This is a genomic window from Anabaena sp. PCC 7108 (genome assembly GCF_000332135.1).
Classification (GTDB): Bacteria; Cyanobacteriota; Cyanobacteriia; order Cyanobacteriales; family Nostocaceae; genus Anabaena.
Genome location: NZ_KB235896.1, coordinates 4467614 through 4483935, shown reverse-complemented (window position 1 = coordinate 4483935; position 16322 = coordinate 4467614). Strand labels below are relative to the sequence as shown.

Sequence of the window (16322 nt, the reverse complement as noted above, 5' to 3'; positions counted from 1 at the left end):
TGCGAAAATGGAAAAAATATTAAAAGTCATTGAAGACGTAATTACTAACCCGCCAATTCCCCACGAACCTTATAAGCAATCATTAAAAAATTGGGCTATGTATTGCTTACGGGATAGAGGTTTTATAGTTGTTTATGCCCAAAATGCTGATTTTGCGGTGCAATTTAAAAGCGGAGAAAAGTTCTATTTTAAAGTTTCAAATACTGGTGATGATTTAGATAATAAGTTTAATTGGATAGTTTGGGATGGTGTTGCGAAAAAAGTCAGTTTAATTCCACAAATCTTATAAATTATAGTAGGTTGGGTTAAGCAACAGCGCTACCCAACAAGGTCTTGATAATGTTAGTTTAGTCTGCGCGATAGCACATAAATCTTTTTTAACGAACCGCGAAGACGCGAAGAGCGCGAAGGTAAGAAAGAGAAGAAAGGGAAGTTTTCAGAAATAGAATACCAAACTCTTGCTTTCTTCTCTGTGTCTCTGCGACTCTGCGTGAGATAAAAATCTAATTCATGGTTTTGCAAATACCAGTAAATGCTGTTGTGGTAATGAATTTATGCTTTCCTGCAAAACTAAACCTACCGCTTGCATTTCTTTCTTCACTTGTTGTTGTGTCATTTTGTGCAAGCGTTTAATCATAATAAAGGGATTTTCAGCCCGATATTCTACTAATACAACTCTACCGCCTGGTTTTAAAGCTTTAACTATTTCTGTCATCACTTCTTGGGGATATGCTAATTCATGATAAGCATCGACCATGATTGCTAAATCTATGCTTTCATGAGGTAAGTTAGGATTAGTTACAGTTGCTAATATTGGTTCAACATTATTGATGTTTTTTTCTTGTTTAAAATACCCGATAATCTCTAACATTTCTGGTTGAATATCAACTGCGAAAACTTTACCTTGTGGTAATAAAGGTGCTATGATAAAGCTTAAATAGCCTGTACCAGCACCGATATCTGCAACTACATCATCAGGTTTTAAGTTGAGAAGATTAACTATTTGACTGGGTTTTTCTTCTGCTTCTCTGCTGGGTCTTTCTAACCAACCTGCACCTGTATAACCCATGACTTGGGCAATTTCTCTCCCCATGTAGTATTTACCGATACCATCAGAACTGTGATTTTGTCGCTGTTCGTAAATTGTGGTGGTTTGAGAATTACTATTAGCAAGCGTGGTGGTGGCAAAACAAACCAACGCTAATATAACCATAATTACAGATAACAAGAAGAAAAAATTATGCTTTGAACCAGTATTCATAAGTAGAATTTTGCTTAATTGAGTACAAAATTAATATATTATTCAGAATAATTCAGGAAAAAAGTTAAAGCAAGAAGTATCTAAGCATGGAATTGTCTATGTAAGATACTGAATCTGAAAAGAGGTTGAAAAACATGGATGTGGCATTGTTAGCGAAAAGCTTAACTGTCTTTCTAGGACCGTTTCTGCCTTACTTAATCAAGATGGGTGAAAAAGCGGCAGAAGATGTAAGTAGTAAGTTTACAGCAGGTGCTTGGGACAAAGCAAAAACTTTATGGGGTAAGCTTCAGCCCAAGGTAGCAGCTAAACCTATAGTACAAGCAGCAGTTGAAGAGGTAGCTAAATCTCCAGAAGATCAAGATTCTCAAACTGTGTTGGAGATTCAAATGAAAAAAATGCTGAATGAGGATCAGGATTTTGCTAAAGAAATTTTTCGGTTGATGCAGGAAGAAAAAGAACAAGACCAAGGAACAACAAATATTTCTCAAAGCGCAGGTGATAACTCTATTCAGTTTGGGTCGATTCAAAACTCAGGTGATATCAATATTAATAAATAGCCATAAATTATGACCAGTAATATTTCCCAATCCGCGGGTGATAATGCTGTTTTATTTGGAAGTATTGGTCAGGTAGGAACTATCAATATTCTGCGGCTAGACTCTGAACATGGGGGAAGAGTAACACTAGACGTACCTGACATCCAAAATGCTCTCAAACCACGCCCTCTACCTGTTTTTTTACTGCCTCGTCCTTTTCCTACGTTATTAGCTAGGAGAGAAGAAGTAGAACGTGCGCTTAATACTTTACCATATAACCAAACCGTGGAATTTTACGGTGATAATGGTATTGGCAAGACATCAATTTTGCGGTATTTAGCCCGTCATCCTGCACTCACTTCAGTTTTTTCTGATGGGATTATTTATCATCATTGTGCTAATTATCAGTCAGAATCTGATTTACTACAAATTATTTTTGATAGGTTTTATGAAAGTGAGATTAGGTTTAAACCCACGGATATACAAATTCGTGAAGCTTTAAAAGATAAAAAAGCTTTGATTTTGTTGGATGGGGGGAAGTTAACAAGGGAAGAAGTGCAAGGTATTAGCAATAACTCACTCAATCCAACTTTTTTGTTTGCTAATAGCGATCGCTCATTTTGGGGTGAAGGCTATTCTACTAAACTCTCTGGACTACTTCTCAAAGATGCCATATCTCTCGTTACTAGAGAATTGGGACGTTCCCTAACTCAAGAAGAATATACTGCTGCGGAAGCATTATGTACAGCTTTAGAAGGTCATCCTTTGGGAATTCTCCAAGCTGTAGGATTGGTAAGAGAAGATAATTTGACACTGACTGTTGTATCACAACGCTTCAATTCTCAGGCTAATCAAGATAAGATCAAACATTTACTATCATCATTATCTAAACCTGAGCGAATGATTTTGATCATCCTGGCTGCTTTGGGAATAAATGTAGCTCTTGGTGCAGAAAGAATTGCTGATTTAATAGCTATTTCTGAAGTTAAGCCTGTTCTGAAAAATTTACTCAACCGTCATTTAGTCCAAGTTGATGGTGAGCATTATAGCTTGTCAGATTCGCTATTTGAGTATTTTAGAAAATCAGAAAATATTAGTAACTGGATGGAAAATATAACCACTTATTTCAAAAATTGGATACTACAAAATCAGGGTTTAACAGAAGTTATATTATCGGAATCACCTGCAATTTTATCATGTTTAGAATGGTCTTTTATCACTAATCGTTGGCACGATGTATTATCTTTAGGAACAGCAATTGAACCTGTTTTAGCATTGAGTGGACAATGGGGTATTTGGGAAAAGGTTTTACAATGGCTTCTAGCAGCAGCAAAGGCCACAGGAAATCAAGCAATTGAGGCTTTAGCTTTACATCAATTAGGAACTCGTTCACTTTGTTTAAATCAGTTAACTGAAGCGCAAAACTATTTAAATCAAGCTTTACAAATTAGAGAATCAATTAATGATCAAGCTGGAATAGAAGTTACTAAAAATAATCTGGAATTGATCCCAGATTGGGTGATACCAAAGTCTAAACCAATTGATGCTTCACCACCAGTAAAACCTATCAAGCAAGATTTTTCACTATGGTTTAAATTTGGTGCAGGTTTTTTGTTTTTTGCATTTATAGGATGGTTGATTTGGTCATTACAACCTCCGACAAAAACTTCAACTGCAAACCCGACAGAAACTTCAACTGCAAACCCGACAGAAACTTCAACTGCAAACCCGACAGAAACTTCAACTGCAAACCCGACAGAAACTTCAACTCCAACCCAGACAGAAACTTCAACTCCAACCCAGACAAAAACTCCAACTCCAACCCAGACAAAAACTCCAACTCCAACCCAGACAGAAACTCCAACTCCAACCCAGACAGAAACTTCAACTCCAACCCAGACAGAAACTTCAACTCCAACCCAGACAGAAACTTCACCCAACCAAGAACCTGAAACACAAATAATGAAGTGCTTATCTTTAAGCCTGTCAGAAAATGTAAAACCGTGCGAAGAAGGACAAGGACAAGAGGAAATTACTGTCAAACGGGGAGAAAAAATTCGAGGAATAATTATTTTAAATAATGTAGCTACTGAAGATATAGAAGTTAACCTTAAAGCAACTATTGATGATACTATCTATGAAGAAAAAAATATTAAAATTCAAGCAAAAGCAACCCAAGCAGAGTTTGAATTTAATATGAATATTTTTAGCAATTATCTCGACAGAGGATTAGCGAAAATCACTGCATCTTATAAAAAACAGAAGGAGTTATATAAGTCTTTCTATGTTGAATCGTCCCAACCGACATCTCCCGCTATTACACCAGTTCCCAGTAACAATGACCAAACCCAATTTCCATCCCCATAACCCCACTATATGACAATTGGTTCTAAAGAGCGATCGCACCATTTCCCCTCTATTAATTCTGTAACTAGTGGTGTCACAATAAACTTAGCAGGAAATCCCGCTTTTACATCCACCCGCACACAAGAATAAGGTTTTTTCCTCTGTGAACCGTAACCGCTACGTCCTACATACAATAGTGAATCTGCAACTTTTTGAGTAAAATTACTATTATCAGTAGTCAAAAAAGCTTCCATTAGTTCCGTCCCTTCTTGGCGTTGACGACGGGGACGACGACCACTCCCACCACAAACTATATAATTAATGTGAGAATCAGCGTATCCTGTATTCACAGTCCGCAGATGTTCCAAACAGTGTGCGTGACCACTACAAATCACATCTACAAGCGGTCTACCTTGATTTATATTACCCAAACTTGCCGCTACTTGCTCAAATACTCCCCGCAAACGATGACGTACTGCTAAAGTTTGCCCTTGATGCCACTTAGTTGCTTCTGTAACATAAGGAGGATGATGAAAAAATATTACCCGTCCCCGCACTTCTGAATTTTGCCAAGATTCAATTAACCGACTTCGCAACCATTCCAGTTGTTCAAAATCAACATCATCAAGTGTATGAGTTTCTAATTGCTTTTCAATATCTATTTTGACTTCGTTGAGTTGGTCTAATTTAGCACCTAAATCTGCAAGTTGCTCGGACTCTGCGGGATTTTCAGAGTCTAATTGATCACACTCTCCTAAAATTTCCCATTCTTCTCGTTCTAATTCTTGACGACGCTGCAACAATTCGCGACGGAAAATATCTCCAGCTTGGTTTTCTGGTAAAGGTTCTGGTGTATTAAAAGTATTAGAATCGAGGGCAAAAAAATCAATTCCGCCATAATGAAATGTATAATACCGATTAGGTAAGCGGGTAAATTTTCCCGGTTGGTAACGCAAACATCGACCTACATCACTTTTAGCAGTGTAATGTTCATCTAAATGATGTTCTAATTCTGCTGGAGAAATAGCAGCTAAGTAATCAATAAAAGCCCTTGTATAAGCATCTCCTTGGTTTGAACCATGCCAACCAATTTCAATATCTTTGTAACGCAACATCCGACGCAAAGGCAAGGTCGAACCAGTAATTAAACGATAGAACCAAGGTACATCATAATAATCATGATTACCTAAAACTGGCAAAATTGGTAACTTAAAAATCATTTGGTCATAAGCAATATTTTTGGGGTTTTCACCACCTACAATAAATTCCCGATAAGGTTCAATAAAATTGGCTGGATAATATTCACGAGAACCTACAACATAAATTACATCACCAGTATGTAAAATAAACCTGCTATCATGAATATGATTTAACATCATTTGGGCAACTTGACGTTGAGGATGAAAACCATAATGAGATTTAGTTCCACTATCTCCAATTACCATAAACGAAAAATCTGGATTTTCCTCCCTGCCATCATCTAAAATCATGGACGTTTGGTCAATTCCTCGTTGCAAAATGCTAGGATGCTGCCAGCACACCCGTTGTTTCATCTTTTGAATTTTTACAGAAACCGATGGTTCAGAAATCAATTTCATAGCTGAAATTAGCTAACTTTTAAGCTGATTCTAACGAATTAATTAATGTTTATCATTAAATATTATATCTCATATTAGTAATATTACTTATACTAAATTAAGATGAAGCTGCATATGATAGCATTTTAAGAATAATTGACCGCAGATAAACGCAAATAAACGCAGATAAAGAGAGATGAATTAATAAATTGCATAAATAAATTGCATGATCCTATGTAGCCTCACATGAAGTTGGTATAAGCTACTTTGTATTTATCTTTAATTTAACTTTAATTTAAAATAATGCTGTTATCTGGTCGATTAGGATTTTTACCTATACCTTTAGTATGATTTTGAGATATTTAATTGTTTTTTTAATCGAGAAAACCAAATTACTATCATCCATTTGGTATAATACCGATATTCGCAGAAACTACGAACAAGTTTGTAAGCTTTATCTTTTGGGAATAAGTAAGTATCCCAATCATGCTATGAAGTAGACTCGTTTGAGTCAAAGTTATGGTTAATGATCTATAGTGTCATAAGAGATGACATTATTCAAAAGCAACTTAGGCAAACTTTGCATAGTTGTAAAATATTCTTGTGGCTTCTTAATTTATTGTATCTGTTTGCATAAAAATGAATGAATCAATCATTACTCAGTTTTTATCTCCTCAATTACAGAAAATTTATGAGCAAATTATTACACCTTACCGAAAATGGTTAATATTTGTTTGTTTGTTAATGGTGATTGATATCTTCTTATTAATTATTCTCCAACAAACTTGGCTTAAATATATAGAAATTCCCCTGGGTTTATCCATAGCCATTATTGTTGGTGTGTTAACCTATCGGTTGTTTGATAAATGCTTTAATTATTATTTACTAGAGTCGGCAATTAAGCAGAAAATGAATGGTGAAATATTAGTAGTATCTAATTTTATCGCCAAAGGTCTAATTTTTATCATTATCTTCTGCATTTTCGCTCAAACTCATCAAATCAATCTCTTGGGTTTAGTGACAAGTTTAGGAATTGGTGGAGTAGCTTTAGCTTTTGCAGCTAAACAAACTTTACAACAGTTATTAGGTGGAATTGTCATTTATATTGATAGACCTTTTGTAGTTGATGACTATATTGGTTTACCTGATGGGACATTTGGTAGAGTAGAATCAATCGGGTTACGTTCTACGAAAATTAGAAATTCTGGTAAAGGAACTGTCACCATAGTTCCCAATGATTCACTAATTCAATTAAATATTGAAAACTTCACCGGAGGAAGAAAAGTAGTTTCCTTAATTTATTTAAAATTCCATCAAACAATTAACGAAAACGAAAAGGCTTTGATTCGTCAAGTTATCTTAGAAAGTACCAGTGATTTATTTGGACTAGATTCCCGCAATACTGAAGTAAATTTCAAAGATATATTTTTAGATGAAAAAACTCATACTACCCAGGCACAAATTAGCTTTTTTATTCTCGGTACTGGTGAAGTAGGTATGGATATGCGTCATCAATTGCTAGACCTAGCTAAACAAAATATTACTATGCAACTTCAAGGATTTGGGATTAATTTTGATATTGCAGATGAACCAGTTAATATTGATGCACCAATCACAATATAAATAGATTCAGTCAATAAGTTAAGTGAATAATTACAATGCAGATTTTAGTTGATATTCAAAATTGGTTGCCAATTGATGAAGAAACGCGCAAATTTCTGATATCATTAGGAATAAATTTAGGAATTTTTTGTTTCTTTTTTCTTCTATCTTTAGTGGTTGGTAAATATACTCCTGGGTTGTTAACATTAATCATTCATAAATTTACACCCCAACCAATAGTCAAGATTTATGAAAGTTTAATTGATCCCTTAGAAAATCTTTTGAAAGTTACAGGGACTTTAGTTCTTGTCTCTGTATCTTGGAATTTACTGCAACAATATACAGGTTTTTATTTATTCCTGAAATTTTTTCTAGATTTAGCATTAATTAGCAGTTTTGCAGCTTTAGTATCTCGCTTATTTCGTCAGATTTTGCGGGTCTACGGAATTGATTTAATTCGTAAAGTAGGTTTAGAAGTTGATGAATTATTGTTAGTTGTTGAAACTGTTACTAATGTTGTTATTGGTTTCATTGCCGCTTTAGCATTTGCTCAAAGTCAGAATGTGAATTTAATAGGTTTAATTGCAGGTTTAGGAATTGGTGGTATAGCTGTTGCTTTTGCGGCACAAAGCACTCTGGAACAAATTTTTGGTACAGTTGTTTTATATTTAGATCGTCCTTTTGTAGCTGGAGAATACATCCGCATCAGTTTAAGTTCCCAAGGTATATTATTCGCTCGTGTGGAATCAATTGGTTTACGTTCCACAAAGTTGAGAATTGCTGCTAAAAGCACCTTGGTAATTGTTCCTAATTCAGTCATGGCAAAAGTTGATATTGAAAATGTCACTAGGGGTAAAAAGTTAATGGTTTTGCTTTATCTTGATTTTTCTCGCATCCTAGAAAAACAGGAAGAAGCATTACTAGAGAAAGTGATTAAGGAAAGTACAATTACTTTATTTGGTATTGATCCCAACAGTACAAAAATTAATTTGTTTCCCCAAGAAAATCAACCAGGAGTTCGCGCTAGGGTGAGTTTCTTTATTTTAGGTTCTCATGAAAATTCGATTGACTTCCGCAAGCGATTATTAGAATTAGCTAATGAACATATTTCTAAAAAGTTGCTGACTTACGGGATAGAATTCACCATGCAAGAACCAACGCTTTATGTTGAGTCACCGATGACGATTTAATGTCAGAATTTAGGAGACAGAATTTAGTATTAGTCTACTAATTGAATTACCCCCCATTGTCCATTTGTCAACCAATTAGGGTCAACTGTTTTTAATTCCTCTAAAACTTCGGTTTTTAAACCTGCGGCTACTTCTGATTTTAAAGTACGTAAAGCGACAAGTGGTGCAGGTAAGTAAGAAACTATATCTGCAAAATTTGTGGTAAAATCCCAATAGCGATCGCCTAATAAACGCCGATAATTAGCATCACCTTTGACAATTATTAAGTTAGATTTTCCTAATTCATTTTTGAGCATTTTTGGTATTTCCCAAAATGGTAATGGTGAAGTCCAAAAATAATCTTCAGTTAAAACTAATTTACCTGAAGCTAGATTTTCTGTTAATCTCTGTCCCAATGATTGAACTTGAATATTGCTACTTTGCAATAAAAAATCTTTCGTATAATGCACATCTTTGATCATCGCATCAGATACAAAAGTTGGATGGGGTTTTAAGTGAAGATAAACCTGATTTGCAAATCCACTACCTAAGAGAAAATCCACCAAACATAAATCACAAATCAACTCAAACCCGGCATTATCAATAACCAAATCAATGCAGTTATTCTGTGATTTGGTTAATAACTTAGTAACCGCAAAGGTATCATCTACTAAGATATTATTTAATTGAGTCTGAATATTAAAACGACTCCTGTCATCTTCAAAAGCTGACCATAAACTTAAGTCAACCCGATTTCCCCACAATGAAAAATACAACAAAGCAATTAACGAAGATTTGCTAGGTTGATTTTCTTGTTGCGACTCATTTAACCATTGCTGCAATTGAGTACACAAAGAAATAATCGAGTCAATTGATGTTTCTAAACCTTGAATTTTCTGTAATTCAAATGGATCAACACCTTGCCATTCTCCAGGTTTGAAGTAATTAGTAATATTCAGAATCAGACGATAAAAATAAGTTTCTGCAACGAACCAAGGAATATCTACCCAACGTTGATTTTTATAAGGTTTTAGATATTTCTCCCAGTCGGAAAAATCTGCACCCGTGTCATTTACTAAAGGTTGTAAATATCCGCTTGGTAGTTCTGCTGCTAGTTTTTCCAAGCTTTGATTTATTTCTGTGGGGAATTTATTTTCTATAATCACACGACGAGCAATATCTGGCATCCGTTGAGTAACTGTATACTCAGTAAAAGAGCTAGCATCTGAACCTACAAGCGGTGCTGGTAGTGGTAAATTGGGGATTTGAGGTTTATTCACTAAAAACTACTATCTCCCATTGATTTTTAATTATTCTAACCTGATTTTATTAATTGTTCTACTCAAAGCTTTTCAAAAATTAACTTTGTCAAAAATGCTAAATCCTTTGATTCCATAAAGTAGGGGTTTAGGATTGCTAAACCCCTACGACACGTTTAGGTTTTTTCGTAATCTTGTAAAAGTTCAAATCTCTGTCTTTTAGGGTATAAAAATTTATCATCCTAAAAATTAGAAAAAAGTGTTAATTTGCAAACAGTTAATGACATAGCAACATTGATTAACCTTTTACTAGTTAATTATTCCTCAATGCTTTGTTTAAAATTCACCTGCTCATACAAATCATTAAAATCAATTTGAAAATCAACTGTTTGCAGTTTTAAAATATCCGATTCAGATTCATACTCCGTGAATATCCATTTACCATCATCTGTTTTTACATACTGCATGACATGATATTGATATTGATTGATTAAAATATATTCTTTAAATTCAGGTATTGAGCGATAATAAAGAAATTTATCACTTTGGTCATAATTACTAGTTGATTTAGATGAAACTTCAGCAATTAATAACGGATTCATCACAGTAGTTGTATTTGCTCCCGTGTAAATAGGTTCACCTTGAATCACCATCACATCAGGGTATGTATATTGACGATAACGCGGTATCCACAACCGCACATCACCAATATAAACATCATAATTTTTCTTTTTTAAAGCAAATTTCAGATCAGCATAAAAGTTACCTGCAATTTTATTATGATTTGTTGTTCCTCCAGTCATGAGTACAATGTCTCCGTCGCGGTATTCATTTTTATATTCTGCTTTTTCTTCTAGTTCTAGATATTCTTCTGGGGTATAGTACCGGGTTTGTGTTTGCATAATATCAACAGGGAGTTAATTATTGTGATATTAGTAATATTGTATCATATTTAAATGTTATAATTGTGTAAATTCACTTCTTTTTTTGATTTATGGCACAATAATAAGTGATTTACAAAGCAAGTAGTTTAGAAATTAAAAGGCAAGGATATCAACACTATGAACACTGCCAAACTCAGCACTGACGGCATTCACCAAGTCGTAATTTTGCCAGATGACTTTCAACTCACAGGCACTGAAGTTTATATAAAAAAGATTGGTAATGCTATTGTTCTCATTGCCAAAGATAACCCCTGGCAATCTCTAATTGATAGTTTAGATAACTTCTCTGATGACTTTATGATTACCAGAGAACAACCGCATATTGATAGCAGAGAGAATTTTTAAATGCGATATCTACTAGATACCAATATTTGTATTTACATTATCAAACAAAAGCCTCAAAAGGTGCTGGATAAATTTCAAAGTTTGCAAATTTCAGATATCGGAATCTCTTCTATTACAGTTGCTGAACTTGAATATGGAGTAGCTAAAAGTCAACAACAAGAAAAAAATCGTAATGCGTTACTGCAATTTCTCCTACCTCTACAGATTGTGGAATTCAATCAAGCATCTGCAACAATTTATGGTGAAATCAGAAGTAATTTAGAAAGTCAAGGAATCGTTATTGGTGCAATGGATATGCTAATTGCTGCTCATGCTTTGAGTTTAGGAGTTACCCTGGTTACTAACAATGTGAGAGAGTTTTCCCGCATTTCTACGCTGTCATTAGAAAACTGGGTTGAGTAGTTTTGAGTTGTGAAGAGATTAGATAAAGCATGACACGCTATCATATTAATACCTTCTACAGTCAAGAAGATGATGGTTATATAGCCGATATTCCTGATTTAAAATACTGTTCTGCATTTGGTTTAACATAAGAAGAAGCATTATGCGAAGCCTTAAAAGGAAAAGTAGCATGGTTAGAAGCAAGCAGCCAAATTAGAAGGTAAACCAATTCCTGAACCTAAATATCGACCTGCAATTTACCAAATAGCTTGATCATAAAAATTTTCACTTAATTCGATATGCGAGGAATTAGGTGTAAAATAAAATAGATTGTCAATACATTAATTACAGTTAGAAATGGAATTAGAAAATTTTCCATACTTGGAAGTTACCCAGATAAATAGAAAATTGATATTAACTAAATTGCCAGCAGGAATACTGGTTAATATTAGCTATGCCTCCGTACGTGGGAAAGATGATGAACCTGGTGCTGTACAACGCTTACTTAATCCTAAAAGAATTGAAAGCATTAAAGATTTTACTTTAGAAGGTGGCGATTATCCAGGAGCTATAATTCTTAACTGGGTGAGTGATAAAAATCCATTACAAAAGCAACATCAAAGTATTTATTTTGCGAATGTATCACGTTCAGCCCAAATTATAGACGGGCAGCATAGGCTTGCAGGTATTAAAAGTGCAATTAATGAGCGTGAAAATATAGCTGAGTTAGAAATTCCTGTAGCTATATATGAGCATTTAACTACTAAAGAATGTGCAGATATATTTCTAGCAATTAACACTGAACAAAAAACTGTACCGCCCAGTTTAGTTTTTGATTTATATGGTATCGCCAGTGAATCAGCTATAGATCCTTATGCGCTAAGGGCTAGAGATATAGCAATTTATTTAAATGAAACTGAAGATTCTCCTTTTTATGATCAAATTAAATTTCCTGGAGCAGCAAAACGTAAGGGAGGAATTGCATTATCAACTGCTATCACGTCTATTAAACCTTTAGTAGAAGAAAAGGGGCGTTTTGAACAGATTGGTATATTTGAACTTGAAACACAAAAGCGTATCATCATGAATTTTATGAAAGCAATTCGTGAAAAATACGCAAAAGCTTGGGATCGTAAAGACAATGTATTTCTTTATGCTTCAGGGTTTGCTGGTGCTATGGAGTTTTTACACCTAAAAATGATACTGTACTGTAATAGCAAATCATCTTTTAAGATAGAAACCATTCAAGATGCTTTAAATTTTACTTCAGATAATCTTATACTTCAATCAGAAGTGACTGGTATGGGTGGTACATCTGCTCAGAAGTATGTTTATGAAAAGCTGGTTACTATTTTCAATCCTATCAATGAGCCTACTAAAAGAATAGAAATTTAATTTAAGTGACTCATCAAGCACAAAGATATTTAACTCAAACAATATTTTCTGGTAATTCGTCAGTTGCAACAGTTGAACAACATTCTCTCAATCAATCACAAGCATCTGGCTTGTCTAGGTGTTTAAAAACCGATGCTATCAGTTATCTATATTCATCTATAGTTTCTCTAGGTGATGCAACTTTTGGCATCAATAGAAATTTGTTAACATGGGCGACAGTCAAATTATATTATGCTACTTTTTATGCGCTTAGGTCTCTATTAGCTATGAATGATATTTGTATATTTTATGTAAAAAGTTCGCCTACTAAAACTACACCCTTCACCGTGAATGCACAAGTATCATCAACTCCTAAGAAAGCGAAAATTCCGGGAACACATAAGCTAGTAATTGATACTTTTATAAAAACCAATATAGAACCTCTATTAGTTTCTCAGCAAATTGAATTACAAGAACCATTGGAATGGTTAATGGAAAAACGAGAACAAGCAAATTATAAAAATGCTAAATTTTATGAACCTCAAGTACCTAAACACTTTAAAAAAATTATCAATTTTGGATTGAGAAGAGTAATACATGAATATTTAAGCGATCCTCTAAATTTATATTTATTTGATCCAGATCATGCTATTCTTGCATATCCTCTTAAAACCATTCAAATTACATACAATAAAATTATAGCTACAGGAAATATGGCCTTTGTCAAAGATGAAATTAAATATTTATGTCAATTATTTAGCGATGACAAAGGTCCAATTCCCGATATGCAGAACCTCCTGATGAATAAAAAATAAAACCTACCTCTTCAAAAACTTCTGTCGCATCTTCACCACAAAACTATTCACCTCCGGTATTCTCAACCAAGCGGCAGCAAACGCAAACACCCCAATTCCCACCAAACCAGAAATAGACAACTCCAGCAACAAAATCACTAAACCCTTATTTCCCAAAACCTGCTGACAAGCAACCAAAGTCCCATAACTTGCAACTCCAGCAACCACGCTACCAGTAGTTAAACCCAGAATTGGTAAACTCCATTCTCGCAAAGGTAAACCGTTCAATTTACGATTTAATAACCATAACAACATTAAAATTGAACTACAATTTACCCCAACTGTAGCTAATACCAAACCCGGCGCACCAAAGGGTTTAACCAAAACAAAATCTAAACCAGCATTGAGTAAAATATTAAAAGTGCTAATTCTAAAAGGTGTTTGTCCATCACCTAAAGCATAAAATACTCTGACTAAAACATCACGCGCTAAATAGACAAACATCCCAATACCATAAGCAACTAACAGAGAAGAAACTAATTCGGTAGCTTCTTGTTTAAATGCTCCCCGTTGATAAATTACCTGCACAATTGGCTCAGATAAAGCTATCATTAACGCACCCAAAGGTAGCATCGTCACCGCAGTTAATAAAAGTCCTTGCCGAATGCGTAATTTTAAATCTGGCCAGTTTTCAGGTTCAGCTAATTTTGCAAATATCGGTAATAAAGGCAGTAAAATAATATTAGAAATAATCCCCAAAGGAGTTTGTACTAATAAATTGGCATAGTTAAAACCTGCTGCTGCACCTTTAATTGGACTGGCAAAATATAAATCTGTGGCGACATTAATCGGCATCATTCCCGAAGAAATTGTTGCCGGAGTCATGATTTTAATTACTTCTTGAACTGCGGGGGATTTAAAATCAAATCTCAGCTTTAATGTTCCTAAACCTAACCGCCATTGCACAATTAATTGTACTGCCCATTGGAGAATTGCTCCGGCTAAAGTTCCCCAAGCTAACACCATGCCACCGATTAAAGCGAATTCTGGCTTGATGATATCTTTGCCATACTGCAAAGTTAAAATACCAATACCTATAACTACGGTAATACTAGATAATAAAGGACTTATGGAAAGTAACCAATATTGATTTGCAGCATTGAGAGTACCAAAACCAATCCCAATTAAACCGGCGAATAAGGCCATGGGAGCCATTATTTGCAGTTGACGAATTGCTATTTCTCTCGTGGTAGGCTCTAACCCATACCCAACTATATCAATGATTGGTTCCGCCAAGAAAATCTGAGCAATTGTCACCACCAACAGCAACCCACCAACTATGGTTGTTACCGTTTCTACTAAAGGTGCGGCTTCTTCCCGTTTGCGCTTGGCTAAAACACTAACAATGGCACTATGTAATGGACCATTGACACCACCTAGTAAAATCAACAAAAAGCCGGGGATAATATAGGCGTAACTGTAAGCAGTAGCAGCAGCACCAACACCGAAAGCAGCCGCTATGGCTTGTTGTCTAATTAAACCAAAGACTTTACTAATTAACGTCGCTGCGGCAACAATACCAGCGATACCAGCGAAAGAACGAGAGGGTTTTTGTTCTGATTGTGTCACTAATAATACCCGAAAACTCTTGCAGAGTGTATATCTAAGAATATTTAACCTGAAATCTTAACATCTGTCAGGTAACTTTTGATAAGTTAAGTTAGTAATTTAGCATCTAATGAGCAATCCTGACTACTGCGGCTATCCTATTTTGGTTATAGGAAAAACAGGTACTATTTTTGACTTAGAAAAGATTTGACAATATTAACTATTTGTTGTTTCTCTTCAAACCCAGAACTATAGACATGACTTAAAGGTACAATTTCTCCTGATTCTAAAATTAAAATCACTCGATAATTAAATCCACCTTCATCAGAATCAGAACTTTCAACTTTAATATTAACAATTTCATTTAATGAATACTGAGAAAAGCCCTTGCCAAATATTCCAAACCATCGGTAGCGGCTAAGAATTAGACTATTTGCTTCTTTATTTAAATTGCAGTTAATAAATAAACCTGCTCCTATTATTATTAGAGCTAATAAACTAAAAAATACTGTTATTGCAACTATAATTGATCTATCATCTTTCTGAACTATTAATTTCTTTTCTAATGGCTGCGCCAAAAAATTATTAATTTGTGATATTGTTGACTCTAATTCTTCATAACTACTGTATATTTGTATAAAAAGAACAATTTCTGTATTGGTGATTAACTGAATTTGGTATTTATAGTAAATTTTCCCATTGCTATCAGTCTCACTTTGTTTTTCCAATCTACTTCCAATTAATTCAGAAATATGTTTCTGGCTTCTTTCATGACTAAACCAATCTAATTCTACCAATTGGCATATAACTGATGATGTCTTCTGCTCATTGCTTTTAGCAATAATTGGAATATCTATATTTTGTGGAACACGGTCACAATTAAGCTGTGTGATAGGTGTACCGATCAAGATAGAATGTAAGCCAATTATTGCTATTTGTCCAATAAACAAACCAATAAACCGGAGAAACTTGGGTTGAATAGTAAAGTCCAATTTATCTTGTGTTTGCTCATCAACTTTTATTGTCTTACCCTTGATAAAATACCAATATAACCACAAATTGGTAATCAATAATATAGCTTGTAAGAGAGGATCTTTACTATCCATATTTATATTTTCAATCTTGA

At 34.5% G+C, this 16322-nt stretch carries 16 protein-coding genes; 10 read left to right on the top strand and 6 right to left on the bottom strand.

Annotation, left to right across the window (positions count from 1 at the left end; translation table 11 throughout):
- The first annotated feature begins 7 nt into the window (after positions 1-7).
- Complete coding sequence (locus ANA7108_RS0121010; RefSeq protein WP_016952798.1) at positions 8-289, top strand: hypothetical protein; 282 nt, start codon at positions 8-10, stop codon at positions 287-289.
- A 219-nt stretch (positions 290-508) separates the two neighbouring features.
- Here ANA7108_RS0121010 and ANA7108_RS0121005 read toward each other — a convergent pair whose 3' ends face one another.
- A complete protein-coding gene (locus ANA7108_RS0121005) occupies positions 509-1213 on the bottom strand; it encodes a class I SAM-dependent methyltransferase (RefSeq protein WP_369750745.1) in 705 nt (234 codons plus the stop codon).
- A gap of 182 nt (positions 1214-1395) precedes the next feature.
- Here ANA7108_RS0121005 and ANA7108_RS0121000 point away from each other — a divergent pair, with 182 nt between their 5' ends.
- Together ANA7108_RS0121000 and ANA7108_RS30590 are read left to right on the top strand one after the other, a co-directional pair.
- On the top strand, positions 1396-1818 hold the full coding sequence (locus tag ANA7108_RS0121000; RefSeq protein WP_016952796.1) for a hypothetical protein: 423 nt from the start codon (positions 1396-1398) through the stop codon (positions 1816-1818).
- 9 nt (positions 1819-1827) lie between these two features.
- On the top strand, positions 1828-4164 hold the full coding sequence (locus ANA7108_RS30590) for an ATP-binding protein (protein WP_016952795.1): 2337 nt from the start codon (positions 1828-1830) through the stop codon (positions 4162-4164).
- A 5-nt stretch (positions 4165-4169) separates the two neighbouring features.
- Here ANA7108_RS30590 and ANA7108_RS0120990 read toward each other — a convergent pair whose 3' ends face one another.
- Positions 4170-5741, bottom strand: a complete 1572-nt coding sequence (locus tag ANA7108_RS0120990) for a metallophosphoesterase (RefSeq protein WP_016952794.1) — start codon at positions 5739-5741, stop codon at positions 4170-4172.
- A 618-nt stretch (positions 5742-6359) separates the two neighbouring features.
- Here ANA7108_RS0120990 and ANA7108_RS0120985 point away from each other — a divergent pair.
- Both ANA7108_RS0120985 and ANA7108_RS0120980 read left to right on the top strand, forming a co-directional pair.
- A complete protein-coding gene (locus ANA7108_RS0120985) occupies positions 6360-7343 on the top strand; it encodes a mechanosensitive ion channel family protein (protein WP_016952793.1) in 984 nt (327 codons plus the stop codon).
- Between the two features lie 35 nt (positions 7344-7378).
- Complete coding sequence (locus tag ANA7108_RS0120980; protein WP_016952792.1) at positions 7379-8512, top strand: mechanosensitive ion channel family protein; 1134 nt, start codon at positions 7379-7381, stop codon at positions 8510-8512.
- A gap of 29 nt (positions 8513-8541) precedes the next feature.
- Here the strand turns inward: ANA7108_RS0120980 and ANA7108_RS0120975 are convergent, their stop codons facing one another.
- Positions 8542-9771, bottom strand: coding sequence for a damage-control phosphatase ARMT1 family protein (locus tag ANA7108_RS0120975; RefSeq protein ID WP_016952791.1), 1230 nt, complete (start codon positions 9769-9771; stop codon positions 8542-8544).
- 296 nt (positions 9772-10067) lie between these two features.
- A complete protein-coding gene (locus ANA7108_RS0120970) occupies positions 10068-10652 on the bottom strand; it encodes a Uma2 family endonuclease (protein ID WP_016952790.1) in 585 nt (194 codons plus the stop codon).
- Between the two features lie 159 nt (positions 10653-10811).
- On the opposite strand from ANA7108_RS0120970, the gene ANA7108_RS0120965 reads away from it, so the two are divergent.
- The 5 genes from ANA7108_RS0120965 to ANA7108_RS0120950 all read left to right on the top strand — a co-directional run bounded on the left by ANA7108_RS0120965 (position 10812) and on the right by ANA7108_RS0120950 (position 13609).
- Entirely contained in the window at positions 10812-11039 is a 228-nt protein-coding gene (locus tag ANA7108_RS0120965; RefSeq protein WP_016952789.1) for an antitoxin, read from the top strand.
- A complete protein-coding gene (locus ANA7108_RS0120960; protein WP_016952788.1) occupies positions 11040-11441 on the top strand; it encodes a type II toxin-antitoxin system VapC family toxin in 402 nt (133 codons plus the stop codon).
- Positions 11442-11470: 29 nt separating this feature from the next.
- On the top strand, positions 11471-11572 hold the full coding sequence (locus tag ANA7108_RS31430; RefSeq protein ID WP_369750730.1) for a type II toxin-antitoxin system HicB family antitoxin: 102 nt from the start codon (positions 11471-11473) through the stop codon (positions 11570-11572).
- Between the two features lie 205 nt (positions 11573-11777).
- Entirely contained in the window at positions 11778-12815 is a 1038-nt protein-coding gene (locus ANA7108_RS0120955; protein WP_016952787.1) for a DGQHR domain-containing protein, read from the top strand.
- A 5-nt stretch (positions 12816-12820) separates the two neighbouring features.
- Positions 12821-13609: a hypothetical protein gene (locus ANA7108_RS0120950; protein ID WP_016952786.1), complete on the top strand. Its 789-nt coding sequence runs from the start codon at positions 12821-12823 to the stop codon at positions 13607-13609.
- Between the two features lie 3 nt (positions 13610-13612).
- Here the strand turns inward: ANA7108_RS0120950 and murJ are convergent, their stop codons facing one another.
- Positions 13613-15217, bottom strand: a complete 1605-nt coding sequence (murJ, locus tag ANA7108_RS0120945; protein WP_016952785.1) for a murein biosynthesis integral membrane protein MurJ — start codon at positions 15215-15217, stop codon at positions 13613-13615.
- 164 nt (positions 15218-15381) lie between these two features.
- Complete coding sequence (locus tag ANA7108_RS0120940) at positions 15382-16302, bottom strand: hypothetical protein (RefSeq protein WP_016952784.1); 921 nt, start codon at positions 16300-16302, stop codon at positions 15382-15384.
- Positions 16303-16322: the final 20 nt, after the last annotated feature.